Here is a 19,808-nt window from a genome sequence, read left to right on the forward strand (position 1 = left end):
CGGCCGGACGGGCCGGTCAGACGGCGGCGGCCTCGCGCGCCGCCAGCAGCGCCTCGTCGTACCGCCGCACGACCAGCTCGGCGACCTCGGGCGCCGCGCCCAGCGGCGGGGAGACGGCGTCGGCGCCGGCGGCCAGGGCGGCGTCCCGCACCTTGTCGGTGAAGTAGCCCGGCGCCAGGAAGTAGGACGCGACGACGACGCGCGGGGCGCCCGCCTCGCGCAGCGCCGCCACCGCCTCCGCGGGCGTCGGGCTCGCGGCGGACGCGTACGCCGCGGCGGCGTCCCACCAGCCGCGGGCGCGCCAGCGGTCGGCGAGGGCGGCGACGGTCGCGTTCGCGGACGCGTCGCTGGAACCGGCCGACACCACGACGACGGCCGTGTCGGGGGAGCCGGGCCGCACGCCCGCCTCGGCGAGCCGCCGCTCCAGCGCGGCCGTCAGGAGGGGGTGCGGGCCGAGCGTCCGGGCCGTGTGCAGCCGCAGCCGCGGGCGCCGGGTCCGGACCCGCGCCAGCACGCCCGGGATGTCGGTCTTGCTGTGGTACGCGGCGGTGAGGAGCAGCGGCAGCACCACCGCCTCCATCCCGTCGCCGTCGGACGCCGCGTCCGAGCCGTCCCGGACCAGCCCTTCCAGCACCCGGTCGGGCGCGGGCGGGGCGTGGTCCAGGAAGGACGGCAGCACCGGCACGTCCGGACGTCGGATCCGGACGGCGCGGAGCAGTTCGGCGACGGTCGCGGCGGCACGGGGGTCCCGGCTCCCGTGCGCGACCGCGACCATCGGCGGGGTCGTCGGATAGGTCACAGGTGGATGCCGCACTCGGTCTTGCCCAGGCCGGCCCAGCGGCCGCTGCGGGGGTCCTCGCCGGGCGCGACCGGACGGGTGCACGGCGCGCAGCCGATCGAGGGGTAGCCGTCGTAGTGCAGGGGGTTGACCAGGACCCCGTTGTCCTCGATGTAGTTGTCCATCTCCTCCTGGGTCCAGTCCAGGATCGGGTTGACCTTCACCATGCCGCGCTTGCGGTCCCACTCCACGACCTTGCGGTCGCGGCGGCTCGCGGTCTCGTCCCGCCGGATGCCGCTGAACCACGCCATGTAGCCCTCCAGGGCGCGGCCGAGCGGCTCCACCTTCCGCAGGTGGCAGCACAGGTCGGGGTTGCGGCCGAACAGCCGCGGCCCGAGCGCCGCCTCCTGCTCCTCGACCGTCCGGGACGGCGTCACGTTGATCACGTTCACCGGGTAGACGGCCTCGACGGCGTCGCGCGTCCCGATCGTCTCGGCGAAGTGGTAGCCGGTGTCGACGAACAGGACGTCGATGCCCGGCTTGACCTTCGACACCAGGTGGATCAGGGCCGCGTCCGACATGGACGAGGTGAGGCAGATGCGGTCGCCGAACGTGGCGGCGGCCCACCGGATGACCTCCAGGGTGGGCGCGCCCTCCAGCGCCGCGGCGGCGGATTCGACGACGTCTTCGAGATCTAGTGCCGGTCTGTCGGTCTCCAGGAGTGTCACCGGGAGTTCTCCTTGGTAGTGCGGGGGGCTCCGGTAGTGCCGGGTGCTCCAACGCCGAGGAACTTCAAACTGAAGGAACGGACGCAGTCGGGGCAGAACCACGAGCCCGCGCCCTCGCGGGGCTCGAGGTTCTCCTCACCGCAGTAGGGGCAGTAGAAGGGCGCCATCCGTTCGCTCATCGGTATCCCTACTTGAGGTCCGCGTCGTCGGCGCGCTGCACCCACGCCGCGAACGTCTCGCCGTCGGTGCGCTGCTCGTCGAAGTTGCGGACGACCCGCTCGATGTAGTCGCCGAGCGCGGCCGAGGTGGTCTTCAGCCCGCGGACCTTCTTGCCGAACGTCGCGCCGAGCTGCCCGCCCAGGTGGATCTGGAAGCCCTCGACCTGGTCGCCGTTCTCGTCCACGACGAGCTGGCCCTTGAGGCCGATGTCGGCGACCTGGATGCGGGCGCAGGCGTTCGGGCAGCCGTTCACGTTGATCGACAGCGGCTGGTCGAAGTCGGGCAGCCGCTTCTCCAGCTCGTCGATCAGGTCCATCGCGCGCTGCTTGGTGTCGACGATCGCGAGCTTGCAGTACTCGATGCCGGTGCAGGCCATCGTCTGCCGCCGGAACGTGGACGGGCGCACGTGCAGGTCGTGCTTCGCCAGTTCGTCCGCGAGCGCCTCGGTCTTCTCCTCCGGGACGTCCAGGATGACCATCTTCTGCTCGATGGTCGTGCGGACCCGGCCGGACCCGTACTTCTCGGCGAGGTCGCCGATGACGCCGAGCAGCTCGCCGTTCACCCGTCCGGCGCGCGGCGCGAACCCGACGTAGAAGTTGCCGTCCTGCTGCCGCCGGATGCCGACGTGGTCGCGGCTGGGGAGCGGAGCGGTCGGCTCGGGGCCGTCCGGCAGCGCGTACCCGAGGTACTCCTTCTCCAGCACCTCGCGGAACTTCGCCGCGCCCCAGTCCTTGACGAGGAACTTCAGCCGGGCGCGGTTGCGCAGCCGCCGGTAGCCGTAGTCGCGGAAGATCGAGGTGACGCCGTGCCACACCTCGTGCGTCTGCTCCGGCTTCACGAAGACGCCGAGGCTCTGCGCGAACATCGGGTTCGTCGACAGCCCGCCGCCGACGAACACCTGGTAGCCGGTCTCGCCCTCGTCGTTCTTCACCCCGACGAACGCGACGTCGTTGATCTCGTGGACCGTGCAGTGCGACGTGCAGCCGGACAGCGTCGTCTTGAACTTGCGCGGCAGGTTCGAGAACTCGGGGGAGCCGATGTAGCGGTCGTGGATGTCGCGGAGCTGCGGCGTCGCGTCGATGATCTCGTCCTCGGCGATCCCCGCCAGCGGACAGCCCATGATCGTGCGCGGGGTGTCGCCGCACGCCTCGATCGTGTGCAGGCCGACCGCCTCGAGCCGCTCCCAGATCGCCGGGACGTCCTCGATCCGCACCCAGTGCAGCTGGACGTTCTGCCGGTCGGTGATGTCGGCGGTGCCCCGCGCGTACGTCGTGGAGATGTCGGCGATCGTCCGGAGCTGCGGGCCGCTGAGCTGGCCGCCGTCGATCCGGACGCGCATCATGAAGTACTTGTCCTCGAGTTCCTCGTCCTCGAGGGCCCCGGTCTTACCGCCGTCGATGCCCGGCTTGCGCTGGGTGTAGAGCCCCATCCAGCGGAACCGCCCCCGCAGGTCGGCGGGGTCGATCGAGTCGAAGCCGGTCTTCGAGTAGATGTCGATGATCCGCTGACGGACGTTGAGCCCGTCGTCGTTCTTCTTGTTCTCTTCGTTCTTGTTGAGCGGTTCCCGGTAGCCGAGGGCCCACTGGCCCTCGCCCTTCTTGCGCTTGATCGCGGGTGGCACGGCGCGCGTCCTCATCTGTGGTCGTGAGGGACGCGTAGCGCACCGGCAGTCTCGTTCGGCCGGCTCGACGCTGAGCAGGAGTTAAGGGTGACGCCGATGCACCACGCGCCCGGCTGGAGCGATACGGGGGCGTGGTCGGGGCGTCACCGACAGATCGCGCTGCGGACGCGCAGAAAGTCCACGTGCCGGCGCTTGGCCAGCATCGGGTCCGCAGCAGTCATACCGGAACTCTGACATGCCGTCTCACGGCCTGTCCAGTTACGTCCGTGATGCGGACGCGTGAGAAGAGTCATCGTTTCACCCCTGCCGCCGCCAGTTCACGGCCGGCTCGCTCTTCCCGGCGTCCTCGCCGGCTTCCGGGCTCGGTCCGCCCCGCGCGTCGTCCCGCGTGCCGGACGTCGTCGTCGCACGCGTCGCGGGGCCGTCCCGGTGCTGGCAGTCGCACCACGAACCGCCACGGCACTCCTCGTGGCGGCGCTCACGGCACGACTCGCATATCACGGGTTCCATTGTCCCCGATGATGGGCGATGCTCACTTCCCGTTTTCCGTGTGCCCCGCGCCACCCCTCCCGGCGGGCCCGCCGGACGGACGGTCGGACGGGCGGAAGGGCGGCGGGGCGGCTCGCCCGGACGGGCGGCCGTCCGGGACGGCGGCGGGGGACGGCTGCGATGATCTTGGGCGGGACGGCACCCGGTGGCGTCAGAGTGAGGGGCCGGGGAACGGGACGGGACGATCGGCCGAACGGGGGGTGGCGTGCGACGCGCGGAGCGGAGCCGCGGGACGGGCGGTCCGGGACGCCGCGGGCGCCCGGGCGGGCGGCCGACGCCCTACGGTGAGGCGGTGTGACGACCGTCTCCGACGCCGAGGGCGTCCCGCCGAGCGGGGGCGCGGAAACGAACGAGGACCCGGGGCCGCGGACCGGGCCGCTCCAGCGCGCGCGGCGCGGGGCGGAGGCCGCCCCGCGGGTGGCGTGGCTGCTGGTCAAGGGAACGACCGTGACCGCGTTCCGGCACCGGGTCACCGGGCTCGCGGCCGAGGCGGCGTTCTTCGCGCTGCTGTCGCTGCCGCCGCTGGTGATCGGCCTGATCGGCACGATGGGGCACCTGCGCGGCGCGCTCGGGCCCGGCACCGTCACCGAGATCCGCTCCTGGGCGATCGAGCAGGCCCGCACCGTGCTGACCGGGCCGTCGGTGGACTCGGTGGTCGTCCCGCTGCTCGACGACGTGATCCGGGGCGGCAACGCCAACATCGTGTCGATCGGGTACCTGATCTCGCTGTGGGCGGGGTCGCGGGCGACGAACGTGTACGTCGACACGATCACGATCGCGTACGGGCTGTCGGGCGTCCGCGGGGTGATCCGGACGCGGCTGCGCGCGTTCTTCCTGTACCTGGTCGGGCTGATGGTGATGCTCGTCGTCATCCCGCTGCTGGTGCTGGGGCCGACGCTGGTGCGGCACGCGCTGCCGGAGAGCGCCGAGTTCGTCCGGGTCCTGTACTGGCCGATCGTGGTGACGCTGTCGATCGTCTTCCTCGCGCTGCTGTACCACATGAGCGTCCCCGTGCGGACGGCCTGGTACCGGGAGGTGCCGGGCGCGGTGCTGGCGCTGCTGATCTGGATCGCGGGCAGCTTCTCGCTGCGGCTCTACCTGGCCGGGTCGCTGCGCGGCGTGTCGGTGTACGGGTCGCTCGCGGCGGCGATCGCCGTGCTCGCCTGGCTCTACGTGGCGGCGTTCGCGGTGCTGATCGGCGCGGCGCTGAACGCGGAGATCGACCGGCTGTGGCCCAGCGCGGGGACGGCGCGGGCGCGAGCCGTCCGGGACGCCCAGGGGGACGACTCCGGTGACGACTCCGGGGACGACGACGCCGGTGACGGCGCAGGTGAGAGAGATGCGGCGGACGGTAAAAACTCCGCCGGTTAAACCCATGATAAGGCTAAACATGTCGTAACCTCGGCGTACATGACCCTTGGTGAGGAGACCCGCCGGATCCGGACCGTGACCGGCGCGATCGCGACGTCCGACATCACCGGCCCCGTGCTCTCCCACGAGCATCTGCGGCTCGACCTGCGGTGGCCGGCGCGCCCCGCCATGGTCGGCTCGGACCCGCGCCGCTGGCTCGACGAGGAGAAGGCCGTCAAGCACGAGCTGGCCGCGCTGCGCGCGGACCGGGGCCTCGGCTTGGTCGTCGACCTGACCTGCGCGGGCATGGGCCGCGACGCCGCGTCGCTGGCCCGCATCGCGGCCGCCTCCCGGGTCGCGGTGGTCGCCGCGACCGGCGTGTTCACCGAGCCGTTCCACCCCGCGTTCGTCCGCGAGGCGGTGGCCGCCGGGGAGTCCGGCGGCGGCCCGTCCGCGGTGGACCGGCTGGCCGAGCGGCTGCTCGCCGAGATCGGCTTCGGCATGGACGGGACGAACGCGCTGCCCGGCGTGATCGGCGAGATCGGCACCTGGGGCGAGGCGCCCACCGAGGCGGAGGAGCTGTGCCTGCGGGCCGCGGCCCGCGCCGCCCGCTACTCCGGGCTGCCGGTCGCCACCTACGGCCGCGCGGGCCTCGCCCAGCTGGAGATCCTCACCACGGCCGGGCTGGCGCCCGAGCGGGTCGCCGTCGGCCAGCAGGACCGGGTGGACGACCCCGGCCAGCACCGCAAGATCGCCGAGGCGGGCGCGTACGTCTCGTTCGGGACGCTGGGCCTGGCGGGGGACGACCACGCCGCCCTCGGCGCCCGCGTCCGCGCCGTCATGGACATGCTCGACGCCGGGCACGCCGACCGGGTGCTGCTGAGCACCGGCGTGTCCCGCATGACGCAGGTCGTCCGCTACGGCGGCGCCGGGTACGGCTACCTGTTCGAGACGTTCCTGCCCGCGCTGCGCGCCGCCGGCGCCGACGACGCGACCCTCGACGGGATCCTGCGCGACAACCCGCTGAGGTGGCTGTCCGCCTGACAGAACCGCGCTGAGCGGGTAGGGCTCCGGGGTGAAGGTGCAAGCGACCCCGGAGGGGGTGTGCGCGATGCCCTGGGACAGGACGAGGAACAGGACGCGCGAGGAGATCCAGCGGGACGAGACGGTCCGGCTCCCGTACGCGGACCGGACCGAGGCGGGCCGGGTGCTCGCCGAGCGGCTGGCGCCGCTGGGGCTGGAGGGCGCCGCTGTGCTGGCGCTGCCGCGCGGCGGCGTCCCCGTGGGCTACGAGATCGCGCGGCGGCTGGACGCGCCGCTGGACGTCCTGGTGACCCGCAAGATCGGCTACCCGCCGCAGCCCGAGCTGGGCGTGGGCGCGATCGCCGAGGGCGGCTCGCCGGTGTTCGACGCCGGGCTGCTGGCGCGGCTCGGGCTCACCGAGGACGACCTGGCGGACACGGTCGCCGCCGAGCGCGCCGAACTGGACCGCCGGGTGGCGGTTTACCGGGGCGGGCGGCCGCTGCCGGAGACGTCCGGACGCCCGGTCGTGGTGGTCGACGACGGCCTGGCGACCGGCGGGACGGCCCGCGCGGCCGTGCGGGCGCTGCGGGAGCGTGGCCCGTCGCTGCTGGCGCTGGCGGTGCCGGTGGGCGCGGCGGAGACGGTCGAGCGGCTGGCGGCGGAGGTGGACGTCCTCGTGGTGCCGGCGGCGCCGTGGGACTTCCGCGCCGTCGGGCAGTGGTACCGGAACTTCGATCAGCTCACCGACCGCGACGTGATCGGCTGGCTGGAACGCGCCGGGCGCGCTACCACGCCCGACAATGGACCGAGATGAATTCCGGGAAATTGCTTACGCGGTGCCGTTCGATGCGGTAAAAGGCGACCGCCCGGCAATTCGGGAACTCCGGAACGGTGCAAGGGTGACGCAAACGCCCGTACCCGGTCCTTCGGGACCGGGCACGGGCAACGCAAACGGCCCCGCTGGTGCGGGGCCGTGTCGTTTTCTCGGTGGCGTGCCGGGGTGGTTCTGGGAGCGGTTGGGGCGGCCGGTACTGCAGGGGCTTCGCCGCCCTGTGCGCGGTCGGCTAGGCGGCGTTGGCGCGACGCATCCGGCGCCGGCGCTCGGACGCGCGCTCATCCTCGTTGAGGCCGCCCCACGTGCCGTACTTCTCGGGCCGGGACACCGCGTAGTCCAGGCACTCCGTGCGGACCGGGCAGCCCATGCAGATCTGCTTGGCCTTGCGCTCGCGAATCTCGCGCTCGGGCTGGCGCTCGCCGTCGGGACCGAAGAAGAGGACGAGGTCTTCCCCCCGGCACGCCGCGGCGTCCTGCCAGCCCCAGCTGGGACGAGGGAGGTTTGCCTGCCGACGTACCTGAGCCATGGAACACCCACCTTGATTGGTTTCGTACTGAGCAAAGGACATGGACGCTCGACGTGCTTCACATGACGAGAGTCAGAAGCGAAGCGCCGAATGGTCCAACGTCTGGAGTTGCCGCTCTGTTCCCCGTCCGGTTACTCCGGAATCCTGGGGACGTGCGACACGGAGGCCCTCTAAAGGGACCTCCGAGAGATTACACGAGGGCCGCCGCGTTGAGAAGGGTGAGGTCCCTAACAATGTAGGTTTCCAGGTTCTCCCCGCAGTCCGGACCGCACGGGGCCGACTGCTGCACGGCCTCGAAGGCGACCCGGTAACGGCTCCCCTGAACGATGACCACCGCTTCGTACCGAGTTGTCCCTGTGAGCGATTCCACGTTCACGGCGTCCACTTCGAGCCGTCCCGTGTGCGCCCGGACGAAGTGCTCGGCGGCCTGCGCGGGCTCGGGGGTCCCGGCGCGTCCGCGCAGCCGGTCCAGGACGATCTCGCCCCGCAGGTACGCGTTCACCGCGGCGATCGCCTCGGTCTCGCCGAGGTCGCCGTAGTAGAAGCCGTGGGGGAGACATACCAGGTTCGCCGCGAATCGGTCACCGCCGACATGGGTGGTTTCCCAGACGAGCGGCCCGAAACGCGACGCCAGCGAACGCGCGAGCGGCGCGCCCGTGCGGGCGCAGCACGCGTTGCGCTTGCCGTGCGTGCACACCAGCAGGACGGGGTCGACGACCGGCGCGCCCAGCCCCGGCGAGCGCCCCGCGGCGAGGGCGTCCAGATCGAGGGCGTCCAGCTCCTCCGGATCGGCGAGCTTGCGGCCCTCCGCCCAGACGCGGTCGCCCTCCGAGAACGCCGCGTACACCTGCATCGGCGGGATCGCGCGGCGGCGGCCGGTCCGGCGGATGAGCTGCGGCCGGACGCCCGCGCGCAGCGCGGCGCGCACGGCCCGCACGACCGGCGCCGGCCCGGCGATGTCCTCGACGCGCTCCGGCCACGGGCCCGGGTGCTCGATGAGCAGCCAGGAGCGGGCCTTCGTCGTGGCGCTCGCCAGGCACGGCCGCTCGCCGGTGTGACTGCCCGGGCAGTGCCCGCAGCCCTTGCCGCGCGTCAAAGAGAACCCCCCGCCGATCTTGGCCTATTAGGTTAGGTTAACCTAACAGAACTCCGGGGGGCCAGCGATGGTGGTGAACGTCATACCCGCCGGGGCCGCCGTATCACCCGGTGGAAGCCCTGGTCAGCGCCTCGGCCGCCGGGAGCGCGGCCGCGCGGTCGGCGGCCACGAGCCCGATGCGGGTCCGCCGGTCCAGGACGTCGCCCGCGTCCAGCGCCCCCTCGTGCCGGACGGCCCACGCCAGTTCGGCGCCCAGCACCGGCAGCCCCGGGACCACGGGCTCCAGCAGCGCGGGATCGTCCGCGCCGAGCGCCGCCAGCAGCGGCGCCTCCGTCCCGTACCGGCGGACGAGCCGCTGCGGCGCGTCCAGCCGCGCGAGCCGGTCCGGCGGCGCCGCCCCGACGAGCGGGATCCGCGTGGTGCGGCACGGCCCGGCCGCGAGCCCGCGGGCCGCCACGGCGGCGTCCACGGCGTCCTGCGCCATCCGCCGGTAGGTGGTCAGCTTGCCGCCGACGACCGTCACGACCCCCTCCCGCGACGCCAGCACCGCGTGCCGCCGCGACAGGTCGGCCGTCCCCCCGCCCGCGCCCGTGTCCAGCAGCGGGCGCAGCCCGGCGAACGCGCCGACCACGTCCGCCGGCCGCACCGGCACCTCGAGCGCCGCGCCCAGCACGTCCAGCAGGAACCCGATCTCGCCGGGCGACGGCTCGGGCACGTCCGGGACCGGCCCGTCGACGGGCTCGTCCGTCAGCCCCACGTAGACCCGGCCGTCCTCCTGCGGCAGCACCAGCAGGAACCGGCCGAACTCGCCCGGCACCGGGATCTGCATCCCCGCCCGCCCCGGCAGCGCCTCCGGCCGCACGACCAGATGCGTCCCGCGCGACGGCCGCAGCCGCACCCCGTCCACGAGGCCGCCCGCCCACACGCCCGCGGCGTTGATCACGGCGCGCGCCCGCACGGTGAACTCCCGCCCGGTCTCCTCGTCGCGGACGAGCGCGCCGTCCCCGGCCAGCGCCACCGCGCGGCACCGGGTCAGGATCCGGGCGCCGTGCGCGGCCGCCGTCCGCGCGATCGCCGTGACCAGGCGCGCGTCGTCGGCGAGCCGCCCGTCCCAGGACAGCAGCCCGCCGCGCAGCCCCAGCCGGCGCAGCGCCGGCGCGGCCCGCAGCGTCTCCACCGCCGACAGCCGCCGGGGGCGCGGCAGCGCCGCCCGCGGCGTGCGCGCGGCCGTCCGCAGCACGTCCCCGGCGTGCAGCCCGGCCCGGGTCACCAGCGCGTGCGTGCGCGGCACCAGCGGCGTCAGCGGCAGGACGAACGGCTGCGCGGCCACCAGGTGCGGGGCCGTCCGGGTCAGCAGCGTCCCCCGCTCGACCGCGCTCTCGTGCGCCACGTCCACCTGCCCGGACGCCAGGTAGCGCAGCCCGCCGTGGATCAGCTTCGAGCTCCACCGCGACGTCCCGAACGCCAGGTCGTGCGCGTCGATCGCGGCGACCGACAGCCCCCGCGACGCCGCGTCCAGCGCCGCCCCGGCCCCCGTGGCGCCGAGCCCGACGACCAGGACGTCCACGACCTCGCCGGGCAGCGCCGCCAGCTCCCGCGCGCGCCGCTCCCGGTTCAGCGACGATCGTCCGGGTGCGTCGGTCATGGCGTGAGTCCTCCTGTTGGCGTGCGGTTCTGTGGCGTGCGGTGCGACCCAGCGAGAGCGGTTCGGTGGTGTTCGCGAACGGACGTGCCGCCGCGTGGAGCGGTCACGGGGCGAGGAGGCGGTCGAGGGCGTCGCGGAGTTCGGTGTCGAACGCGGCCGCCGTCAGGTCGGGGTCGTCCTCGTCGATCACGGTGCGGCCCGACAGCCCGTAGGACTGGACGACCAGCAGCAGCGCGCGCGCCTGGCGTGCGGGGTGGCCGGGACGGATCGTGCCGTCGGCGTGCCCGGCGGCGATCGCCTCCTCGAACAGCTCCAGGAACGCCCGCTGGCTGGCGCCGAGGCGGTCCAGGACATAGGGGAGCAGCAGTTCGGGGTCCACATCGACGATCTTGCGGAGCAGCGGGTGGCCGCGGAACGCGCGGACGCCCTCGACCAGGCCGTCCACGAGCCGCTCGCGCACCGGACGGCCGTCGTCGGGCGGCTGCACGGCGGCGCCGATCTGCACCCACTCGCGGGTCATCAGGTCGGCGACGATCGTGCGGACGTCCGGCCAGCGGCGGTACAGCGTCATCCGCGAGACGCCGGCGCGGCGGGCGATGTCGGTCAGCGTCGTCCGGCGCACGCCGACCGCGAGGACGCAGTCTCGGGCGGCGTCCAGGACGGTGTCGTCGGCGGTCCGGGCGCCGGTCCCATTGTGACGATTCGACGTCATGTGTCACAGTGTAAGCCACACGGAACGGACAGCCGGGAGGCAGGGTGGACGCGCGCGACATGCGGTGGAGCGGCTGGGGGGACCCCGACCGGGCGGCGCCGCTGCCCGAACCCGTCGTCGGGCTGCTGCGGGACATGCTCGGCGTGCGGACCCACGACGCGCGCCCCGTCGACCTCGCCGGGATCGCGCCCGCCGAGCCCCGGCTGGACGCCGTGGAGCTCGCCGCGCTCGCCGAAGCCGCGGGCGGCGCCGAACACGTCCGCACCGACGCCGAGACCCGCGTCCGGCACACGCGCGGCAAGTCGACGCCCGACCTGATGCGTGTGCGCGCGGGCGAGACGTCCGCCGCGCCCGACGCGGTCGTCCTGCCGGGCGGGCACGACGAGGTCCTCGCCGTCCTGCGGGTCTGCACCGCCCACCGGATCGCGGTCGTCCCGTTCGGCGGGGGGACGTCCGTCGTCGGCGGGCTCGCGCCGCAGGGCGTCGACCGGTTCGTCGCCCTCGACCTGCGCCGGATGGCCGACCTCGTGTCGATCGACGACGAGTCGCGCACCGCCGTCCTGCGGCCCGGCCTGCGGGCGCCCGACGCCGAGGCCCTGCTCGCCGAGCACGGGTACACGCTCGGGCACTTCCCCCAATCGTACGAATGGGCGACGATCGGCGGATTCGCCGCCGCGCGGTCCAGCGGGCAGGCGTCCGCCGGGTACGGCCGGTTCGACGACATGGTGCTCGGGCTCACCGTCGCCACCCCCGAGGGCACCCTCGACCTCGGCCGCGCCCCCAAGTCCGCCGCCGGGCCCGACCTGCGCCAGCTCGTCCTCGGCTCGGAGGGCGCCTTCGGCGTGATCACCGCGGTGACCGTCCGGATCCACCCGATCCCCCCGGAGCGCGCCCACGAGGGATGGCGGTTCCGGACGTTCGCCGAAGGGGCCGCCGCGCTCCGCCGTCTGGCCCAGGACGGCCCCACCCCCGCCGTCCTGCGCCTCTCCGACGAGACCGAGACCATGATCGGCCTCGCCGACCCGGCCGCGATCGGCGCCGGCTCCACCGCCGGCTGCCTCGCCGTCCTCGGCTTCGAGGGGACCGCCGCGCAGGTCGCCGACCGGCGCGCCCGCGCCGTCGGCGTGCTGCGCGCCGCGGGCGGCGAACCCCTCGGCGCCGCGCCCGGCGAGAAATGGGCGCACGGCCGCTTCGACGCCCCCTACCTGCGCGACTCCCTGCTGGACGTCGGCGCGTTCGTCGAGACGCTGGAGACCGCCGGCTTCTGGTCGCGGATCCCCGACCTGTACGAGGCCGTCCGCAACGCCCTCATCGGCACCCTGTCCGGCTCCGGCACGCCGCCCCTCGTCATGTGCCACATCTCGCACGTCTACCACTCGGGCGCGTCCCTCTACTTCACGGTCGTCTCCGCCCAGGGCGAGGACCCCCTGCCGCACTGGGACAAGGCGAAGCGCGCCGCCAATGACGCCATCATCGACGCGGGCGGGACGATCAGCCACCACCACGGCGTCGGCACCGACCACCGCGACTGGTACGAACGCGAGATCGGCCCCCTCGGCGCCGCCGTCCTGCGCGCCGTCAAGGACCGCCTCGACCCGGCCGGGATCCTCAACCCCGGCGTCCTGATCCCGCCGGCCGGGGAGTGACCGTGCCGCGCGCCTTCACCGCCGTCGTCAACCCCGCCGCCGGGGGCGCGGCGTCCGCCGCCTCGCTCGTCCCGCTCGCCCGCGCCCTGCGCGACGCCGGCGCCGACCTCGCCGTCGAGTACAGCCGCGGCCTCGACCACGCCGCCGACCTCGCCCGCACCGCCGCGGACGCCGGCCGCGTCGTCCTCGGCGTCGGCGGCGACGGCATGGTCGGCCGCGTCGGCGGCGCCCTCGCCGGGACCGGCGCCGTCCTCGGCGTCGTCCCCGCCGGGCGCGGCAACGACTTCGCCCGCCAGCTCGGCGTCCCGTCCGACCCCGCCGCCCTCGCCCGCCTCCTCCTGGACGGCGAACCGCGCGCCGTCGACGCCGTCGAGGCCAACGGCACCGCCGTCCTCGGCAGCGTCTACGCGGGCGTCGACGCCGTCGCGAACGCCAACGCCAACGCGTCCCGCCTGCTGCGCGGGTCCGCCGCCTACTACGTCGGCGCCCTGCGCGCCATCCTCGCCTGGCGCCCCGCCGACTACCTGGTCACCGCGGACGGCGCCGAGCACCGGTTCCGCGGCTACACCGTCGTCGCCGCCAACTCCGGCTACTACGGCTTCAACAAGCACATCGCCCCGGACGCCCGCGTGGACGACGGCCTCCTCGACGTCGTCCTCGTCCGCGCCGCCCCGAAACCCCTGTTCTTCGCCGTCATGCGCGAACTCGAGGCCGGAACGCACGTCCGGCGCCCCCAGGTGGACGTCCTGCGTGCCCGGGAGGTCCGCATCGAGCTGACCGGCCCGCCCGGCCGCACCCTGCCCTACGGCGCGGACGGCGAACTCCCCGGCGTCCTGCCCGTCACCGCCCGCGTCCTTCCGCGCGCCCTCCAGGTCATCGCCCCCGATCCGACGCCCTGACCAGCGGATACGTGCGGTCCTCGCAGATTTGGGGCCCGCGTTTGGGGCGATTTACACGGCCATTACGGCCATCCGGATAGCGTCGTATACGTCCCGCTAAGGGACCTTGGGGCCGTCTGCGGACGCATCATGAGAAGGCGACTGCTCGCCGTTCTGGGGGGACTCATGATTCCCGCGGACGCCCTCCACGTGACAGCGTCGGCGTCTCTGGGGGTGGCGCCGACGCTGTCGTGTTTATTGCAAGGCCCTCGGCGTCAGGCCGCGAGGCGGCCTTCCTTCCACGGGCCTTGCGTGCGATTGCTGCATCGCTCCGACTCGCCCAGGGGCTCGCTGCGCGATCAGGTTCTCGCTTCGCTCGAACCTGGCTTCGCTCGCAATCGCAGTGGTTCCGGTCCGCTCTGGCTGGCGTGCCGGTGGTGGGGGTGGATGACCTCGGTATTTGGGGGTCGGGGTGGGAGTCGGCTCGAAACGCTGTGGCGAGGTTGATCGTGGTGGGGTCTTGGGTGGCTGGGAAACGTCGGGGTGTTCGGGGCGGTGATCCTTCGGAGCGGGGGTGCGCAATTAGACTTCTCGTGTCGCCCCCTTCCCCCGGAGGTCTTCTGTGCGTGCTGAGGAATCGGCCGGTCCGAACGGCATGGCGGAGGGCGACGGGAACTCGCGGACGTCCGAGGCGGGGGCGGGGTGGGGATGCCGCAAGCCCGGCACATTCCGGGAACTGCTGCCGGAGCGGGTGCCGGACTTCTCATGGCGGCGGCCCCGGGTGCTGTGGCGGTCCCGCAACGACGTCATCGCGAAGTGGTTCGGGGACCCGTCGGGCGCGATCCGGCGGCGCTGCGTCGCGGCGCTGCGGGAGCGGGGGACGCCCGCGGCGTTCACCGTGCACCGGCCGGAGCCCGAGTTCTCGTTCGTCCTGCTGGGCGACACGGGGGAGGGGGACCGCTCGCAGTACGCGGTGGTGCCGCCGCTGCTGAACGCGGCCGCGGGCACCGACTTCATGATCATCGCGAGCGACGTCATCTACCCGGCGGGCGAGGCCGCCGACTATCCGGACCGGTTCTTCCGCCCGTACAAGGACTACCCGGGCCCGGTGTTCGCCGTGCCGGGGAACCACGACTGGTACGACGGTCTGCGGGGCTTCCTGCACGTGTTCTGCGGGCTCGACATGGACTGCACGCCGCCGAAGTGGGGCGGGCCGTTCGGGTGGCTCGCGGGGGCGCTGTGGCGGAAGGCGGGGGACGTCGACGCCGCGGCGGTCGCGGAGGCCCGCCGGACGTACCGGGGCGCGGCGGGGCAGCGGTCGGCGCAGCCGGGGCCGTACTGGGTGATCGACACCCCGTCGCTGCGGATCGTGGGCGTCGACACCGGGATCGAGGGCGGGATCGACCGCGACCAGGGGGAGTGGCTGCGGGGGGTGTCCGGGGGGCCGAAGCCGAAGCTGCTGGTCACCGGGAAGCCCCTGTACGTGGACGACGAGCACCACCCGTGCCCGATCGAGGGCGGGGGGACGGTCGACGAGATCGTCCGCGATCCGGCGCACAACTACGTGGCGGCGATCGGCGGCGACATCCACAACTACCAGCGGTACCCGATGACGCGGGCGGACGGGCGTCCGCTGCAGTACGTCGTGGCGGGCGGCGGCGGCGCGTTCATGCACGCGACCCACACGATCCCGCGGACCCGGTTCGTCGAGGAGGGCGAGTTTCGCTGCTACCCGCTGCGGGGCGACTCCCTGTCGCGTTACAGCAGGCTGTACGGGCGGTGGCTGCACCTGCCGAAGCTGTTCGACCTCACGCCGGAGTTGGCCACGGCGGCGGTGCGGCGGCGGCTCGGCATCGAACCCGGCCGGGGGTACGAGGCGCGCGAGGTTCCGCTGCGGGCGCGGTTCGTCGCGTGGGTGCTGGGAGTGCCGCGCGGGGACCGGCGGCGGCGGGGGGCGCTGCGGCTGCCGGTCCGCAAGCTGCCGCAGCGGTTCCGGTCGGAACTGGCCGACTGGGACGAGCCGCCGTTCTTCAAGAGCTTCCTGCGGTTCGACGTCACCGCGGACGAGCTGCGGATCCGATGCCACGCGGCGACGGGGTGCGGCGACCACGAGACGTTCCCGCCGGTCGAGGACGAGGTGCGGATCCCGCTGCGGTAGGGCGACTTCGGCGATCTCGTCGCACGAGCCGCGCGCCGGGCGTTACAGTTCTTGATCACGCACGGGTGAACGGCTTCCACAGGAGAGTGCATGAGTTACCCCCAGCAGGGGCAGGGCCAACCACAGCAGGCCTACCAGGGCGGCTACGCGCCCGCCCCGGCGCCGCAGCAGGCGCCCGCCGCCGCCGGCACCGGCGCCAACATGAAGCGGCGCAACCCGCTCGGCGCCTGGCTCGGCCTGCCCATCATCACCTTCGGCATCTACGGCCTGGTGTGGTTCTTCAAGGTCCACGCGGAGCTGTACCGCTACGACCGGCGGGTCGGCGACTCCGCGCTGAACGCGCTGCTGTCGATGCTCTTCGGCTTCCTGACCCTCGGCATCTGGCCGCTGGTGATGTGGGTCAAGCTCGGCGGCCGCATCGCCCGGGCGCAGCGCGCCGCGGGGCTGGCCCCGAGCTGCAGCGGCGGCATCGGCTTCCTGCTCGGCCTCATCGGGTTCGGGGTGCTGTACTACCAGATCCAGCTCAACAAGGTCGTCGACCGCTACGGCGGGACGCCGCCCGAGCAGCAGGTCTCGCTCGTCGCCTGACGCCCGTTGGGGGCCACGGCCCTGGCCCCTCCCGACCCCTCCGCGCCCACCCGTCGCGGAGGGGTCACCCGTTTCTGTCGGTGGGCGGCGCCAGAATGGACGGGTGCGAATGGCGGTGGCCGCGGGGCCCGGCGGCGGGGGCGAGCTGCGGCCCCTCGCCGAGGACGGTGCGCCCGCGGGGCCCGCGCGCGCCGTGCCCGACCTGGTCGCCGCGATCGCGGCCGCCGAACGCGACGCGGAGCCGCGGTGGGTGTGGGCGTCCACCGCGCGGCTGTACCCGCGGCTGCTGGACGCGGGCGTGCGGGTGGCGCGGTGCCATGACCTCGAGCTCGTCGAGAGTCTGCTGCTCGGGCACGCCGGACGGTACGGCGAGCCGCGGTCGGTCGCGGCGGCGCGGGCCCGGCTGCACGGCGCGCCCGTCCCGCCCGACCCGGCGCCCGTCCGGGAGGCGGCGCAGGCGTCGTTGTTCGACTCCGACCGGGACGTGCCGGACGACCTCGCGGCGATCGTCGAGGTGCACGCGGCGCAGCGGCGGGCGATGGCGGAGCTGGACGGGTTCCCGCTGCTCGCGGCGGCGGAGTCGGCGGGGTCGCTGGTCGCCGCCGAACTGGGCCACGACGGGCTGCCGTGGTCGGCGGAGGAGCACGACGCGCTGCTCACCGAGCTCCTCGGGCCACGGCCGTCGGGCGGGCTGCGGCCGCGCCGGCTGCAGGACCTCGCCGACCGCATCGGCGCCGCGTTCGGCCGCCGGGTCAACCCCGATTCGCCCGCGCAGATCCTCAAGGCGTTCGCGGCGGCGGGCCTGCCGGTGCCGTCGACGCGGGCGCACGTCCTGAAGGGGATCGACCATCCGGCCGTGCCGCTGCTGCTGGAGTACAAGGAGCTGGCGCGGCTGCACACCGCGCACGGGTGGGCGTGGCTCGACACGTGGGTGAAGGACGGCCGGTTCCGCGCGGAGTACGTGGTCGGCGGGGTGGTGTCCGGGCGGTGGGCCACCAGCGGCGGCGGCGCCCTGCAGATCCCGCGGGTGCTCCGGCGGGCGGTCGTCGCCGACCCCGGGTGGCGGCTGGTCGTCGCGGACGCCGCCCAGCTCGAACCGCGCGTCCTCGCCGCCCTCGCCGGCGACCGGGCGTTCGCCGACGCCGCCGCCCACGGCGACCTGTACGCCGCGCTCGCCGAGTCGTTCACCGCCGGCCCCGAGCTGAGCGCCCGGGACAAGGCGAAGCTGGCGCTGCTGTCGGCGATGTACGGCGGCGGGACGGGCGAGGCCGTGCAGCTGCTCGGGGTGCTGAAGAAACGCTTCCCCGACGCGTTCGGGTACGTCGAGGCGGCCGCCCGCGCGGGCGAGCGGGGCGCGCTCGTCCGGTCCCTGCTCGGCCGGACGTGCCCGCCGCCGTCCGCAGGCTGGCGGGCGCTGACCTCGGACGACGGCGGCGCGCGGGAGCTGCGCAGCCGGGGCAGGTTCACCCGCAACTTCGTGGTGCAGGCGACCGCCGACTGGGCGCTGGCGCTGCTCGGCGCGCTGCGCCGCCGGCTGACCGGGCTCGGGCCGCCGCGGCTGGTGTTCTTCCAGCACGACGAGGTGATCGTGCACGCGCCCGCGGACCTGGCGGGGGACGTCGCGGACGCGGTGCGGGCGGCGGCGGACGAGGCGCGCCGCCTGCTGTTCGGCGGCACGCCCGTCGTGTTCCCGATGGAGATCGCGGTCGTGGACCGCTACTCCGAGGCGAAATGACCCGCGGCCGGCGGCCGGGTCAGCGCGCCGCCGTGTAGGACGGGCGCGAGTTCAGCGCGTCCACGTCGGAGAACGACGTCTGCCGGTACGCGCTGGTGATCGTCTTGAGCTCCTCCGGCGCGAGCACCTCCTCGATCGCGGTGAACCCCTCCGGGGCGCGCTCGCTGACCGTGTGCAGCACCCGGTCGGCGGGCATGTCCCGGCAGGCCAGCACGATCGAGTTGACGCTCTCGCGGCGCTCCCGCTCGTAGGCGAGCAGGCCGTCGAGGGGGCCCGCGGCGGCCAGCTCGTGCGCGAGGACCCGCGCGTCCAGGACGGCCTGCGAACCGCCGTTCGACCCGATCGGGTACATCGGGTGCGCGGCGTCGCCGAGCAGGGTGACGCGGCCGAACGTCCAGCGCCCGAGCGGCTCGCGGTCGACCATCGGGTACTCGAGGATCTCGTCCGTGGCGCGCAGCATCGCGGGGACGTCCAGCCAGTCGAACGTCCAGTCGGCGAAGTGCGGCAGGACGTCCTCGAGCCGGCCCGTCCGGTTCCAGTCGGCGGTCCGGTCCAGCCGGTCGTCGGCCAGCTTCACCTCGGCCACCCAGTTCAGCAGCGCCTTCCCGCGGCGCTCGGCGCGCCGGGAGATCGGGTAGACGACGAGCTTCGCGGTGGCGTTGCTGCCCGCGACCGCGAGGGTCCGGCCGGTGAGGAACGGCTCGCCCTCGGCGACGCCGCGCCACATCCGGATCCCGTTCCACAGCGGCGCGCGCTCGTCCGGGTACAGCCGGGCGCGGACGGCCGAGTGCAGCCCGTCGGCGCCGACGAGCACGTCGGCCTCCTCGGTGCCGGCCTCGCCGGACGCCCGGTCGCGCAGCCGGGCCCGCACCGCGGAGCCGTCCTGCTCGAAGTCCTCGAAGACGGTGCCGGTGCGGACGGCGCCGTCGCCGAGCCGCTTGCGGACCGCGTCGAGCAGGGCCATCTGCAGCTCGCCGCGGTGGATCGAGTACTGCGGCCAGTTGTAGCCGAGGTCGCGCCCGCGCGGCTCGCCCCAGATGCGGCCGCCGTACCGGTCGAAGTGCACCATCTCGGCGGTGGGGATGCCGATCTCGGCGAGGTCGTCGCCCAGGCCGAGCTCGGTCAGCTCCCGGACGGCGTGCGGCAGCAGGTTGATGCCGACGCCGAGCGGGCGCAGCTCCCGCGCGGCGTCGACGATGACGGGTTCCGCCCCCGCCTCGTGCAGGCTCAACGCGGTGGTGAGCCCGCCGATCCCGGCCCCCACGATGAGTACGCGCATGAATCGCCCTTCGTTGGTCCCCGGGAGCGGCGGGACCGTCGGTGGGCGGCCCCGCCCCCGGGTCGTGTCATCGCCGCCCTGTCGGCGGCGGCCCTTGGCCGGCCGGATCGCCGTGGGACCCGGCCCGCGAACCGGACGTCGCGTCCGGCCCGCCCTCGCCATGATCTCCGAATCGGCATCCGGATTCGGCCCGTTGTCCGATTCCGGCTCGTTCTTCGCCCTCGGTCCGCCGGGCGTTCTCCCGCCGGCCCCATTGCCGGCGGGCACGTTCGTCCCGGCGGAATCCTCGGCGGAATCCTCGGCGGACGTCGCGGCGGTGCCGCGCGCGGGCTAGCCGGCGTCCTTGCCGGTCCTCTTCGCGGCGGCCTTGGCGACGGACCCGCCGCTCTTCGCCTTCGCGTCGTCCCGCTCCTCCGCCGCCCCCGCGGGCGCGGCGTCGGTC

Annotated in this window: 17 protein-coding genes; 8 read left to right on the forward strand and 9 right to left on the reverse strand. The window is 74.3% G+C overall.

The annotated features are described in order from the left end of the window. Nucleotides 1-16: 16 nt before the first annotated feature. From AB0L25_RS23685 to AB0L25_RS23700, 4 genes are all read right to left on the reverse strand, one after another. The gene (locus AB0L25_RS23685; RefSeq protein WP_500174877.1) at nt 17-775 is read right to left on the reverse strand and encodes a sirohydrochlorin chelatase; all 759 of its coding nucleotides are present in this window, start codon (nt 773-775) and stop codon (nt 17-19) included. 20 nt (nt 776-795) lie between these two features. Further along, a complete protein-coding gene (locus AB0L25_RS23690; RefSeq protein ID WP_500174842.1) occupies nt 796-1,506 on the reverse strand; it encodes a phosphoadenylyl-sulfate reductase in 711 nt (236 codons plus the stop codon). A 187-nt stretch (nt 1,507-1,693) separates the two neighbouring features. Beyond that, nucleotides 1,694-3,361: a nitrite/sulfite reductase gene (locus AB0L25_RS23695; RefSeq protein ID WP_500174843.1), complete on the reverse strand. Its 1,668-nt coding sequence runs from the start codon at nt 3,359-3,361 to the stop codon at nt 1,694-1,696. Between the two features lie 282 nt (nt 3,362-3,643). Next, nucleotides 3,644-3,856, reverse strand: coding sequence for a hypothetical protein (locus AB0L25_RS23700; protein ID WP_500174844.1), 213 nt, complete (start codon nt 3,854-3,856; stop codon nt 3,644-3,646). A 333-nt stretch (nt 3,857-4,189) separates the two neighbouring features. Between AB0L25_RS23700 and AB0L25_RS23705 the strand changes: the two genes are divergently transcribed. The 3 genes from AB0L25_RS23705 to AB0L25_RS23715 all read left to right on the forward strand — a co-directional run bounded on the left by AB0L25_RS23705 (nt 4,190) and on the right by AB0L25_RS23715 (nt 7,082). Then, on the forward strand, nt 4,190-5,266 hold the full coding sequence (locus tag AB0L25_RS23705; RefSeq protein WP_500174845.1) for a YihY/virulence factor BrkB family protein: 1,077 nt from the start codon (nt 4,190-4,192) through the stop codon (nt 5,264-5,266). Nucleotides 5,267-5,305: 39 nt separating this feature from the next. Further along, nucleotides 5,306-6,289 carry a phosphotriesterase family protein gene (locus tag AB0L25_RS23710; protein WP_500174846.1) on the forward strand — a complete coding sequence of 328 codons (984 nt, stop codon included), beginning with the start codon at nt 5,306-5,308 and terminating at the stop codon, nt 6,287-6,289. A gap of 67 nt (nt 6,290-6,356) precedes the next feature. Beyond that, complete coding sequence (locus AB0L25_RS23715) at nt 6,357-7,082, forward strand: phosphoribosyltransferase (protein WP_500174847.1); 726 nt, start codon at nt 6,357-6,359, stop codon at nt 7,080-7,082. A gap of 250 nt (nt 7,083-7,332) precedes the next feature. Here AB0L25_RS23715 and AB0L25_RS23720 read toward each other — a convergent pair whose 3' ends face one another. The 4 genes from AB0L25_RS23720 to AB0L25_RS23735 all read right to left on the reverse strand — a co-directional run bounded on the left by AB0L25_RS23720 (nt 7,333) and on the right by AB0L25_RS23735 (nt 11,082). Then, on the reverse strand, nt 7,333-7,629 hold the full coding sequence (locus AB0L25_RS23720; protein ID WP_021600082.1) for a WhiB family transcriptional regulator: 297 nt from the start codon (nt 7,627-7,629) through the stop codon (nt 7,333-7,335). A gap of 190 nt (nt 7,630-7,819) precedes the next feature. Beyond that, nucleotides 7,820-8,725: a ferredoxin family protein gene (locus AB0L25_RS23725; RefSeq protein ID WP_500174849.1), complete on the reverse strand. Its 906-nt coding sequence runs from the start codon at nt 8,723-8,725 to the stop codon at nt 7,820-7,822. Between the two features lie 103 nt (nt 8,726-8,828). Beyond that, nucleotides 8,829-10,370 carry a glycerol-3-phosphate dehydrogenase/oxidase gene (locus AB0L25_RS23730; RefSeq protein ID WP_500174850.1) on the reverse strand — a complete coding sequence of 514 codons (1,542 nt, stop codon included), beginning with the start codon at nt 10,368-10,370 and terminating at the stop codon, nt 8,829-8,831. 103 nt (nt 10,371-10,473) lie between these two features. Continuing rightward, nucleotides 10,474-11,082 carry a TetR/AcrR family transcriptional regulator gene (locus tag AB0L25_RS23735; protein WP_500174851.1) on the reverse strand — a complete coding sequence of 203 codons (609 nt, stop codon included), beginning with the start codon at nt 11,080-11,082 and terminating at the stop codon, nt 10,474-10,476. Between the two features lie 59 nt (nt 11,083-11,141). On the opposite strand from AB0L25_RS23735, the gene AB0L25_RS23740 reads away from it, so the two are divergent. The 5 genes from AB0L25_RS23740 (at nt 11,142) to AB0L25_RS23760 (ending at nt 18,087) form a co-directional block, all read left to right on the forward strand. Next, the gene (locus AB0L25_RS23740; RefSeq protein WP_500174878.1) at nt 11,142-12,728 is read left to right on the forward strand and encodes an FAD-binding oxidoreductase; all 1,587 of its coding nucleotides are present in this window, start codon (nt 11,142-11,144) and stop codon (nt 12,726-12,728) included. Between the two features lie 2 nt (nt 12,729-12,730). Next, nucleotides 12,731-13,627 (forward strand): diacylglycerol/lipid kinase family protein, encoded by an 897-nt coding sequence (locus tag AB0L25_RS23745; protein WP_500174852.1) that lies wholly within the window; start codon nt 12,731-12,733, stop codon nt 13,625-13,627. A gap of 601 nt (nt 13,628-14,228) precedes the next feature. Next, nucleotides 14,229-15,764 (forward strand): metallophosphoesterase family protein, encoded by a 1,536-nt coding sequence (locus tag AB0L25_RS23750; RefSeq protein ID WP_500174853.1) that lies wholly within the window; start codon nt 14,229-14,231, stop codon nt 15,762-15,764. A 90-nt stretch (nt 15,765-15,854) separates the two neighbouring features. Next, nucleotides 15,855-16,352 (forward strand): DUF4234 domain-containing protein, encoded by a 498-nt coding sequence (locus AB0L25_RS23755; RefSeq protein ID WP_500174854.1) that lies wholly within the window; start codon nt 15,855-15,857, stop codon nt 16,350-16,352. Nucleotides 16,353-16,461: 109 nt separating this feature from the next. Further along, entirely contained in the window at nt 16,462-18,087 is a 1,626-nt protein-coding gene (locus tag AB0L25_RS23760; RefSeq protein ID WP_500174879.1) for a bifunctional 3'-5' exonuclease/DNA polymerase, read from the forward strand. A gap of 19 nt (nt 18,088-18,106) precedes the next feature. On the opposite strand, the gene AB0L25_RS23765 is transcribed toward AB0L25_RS23760, so the two are convergent. Further along, nucleotides 18,107-19,366 (reverse strand): flavin-dependent oxidoreductase, encoded by a 1,260-nt coding sequence (locus tag AB0L25_RS23765; protein WP_500174855.1) that lies wholly within the window; start codon nt 19,364-19,366, stop codon nt 18,107-18,109. Nucleotides 19,367-19,808 lie beyond the last annotated feature (442 nt).

Origin of the sequence: Spirillospora sp. NPDC052242, assembly GCF_040679555.1 — a bacterium.
GTDB lineage: Bacteria > Actinomycetota > Actinomycetes > Streptosporangiales > Streptosporangiaceae > Spirillospora.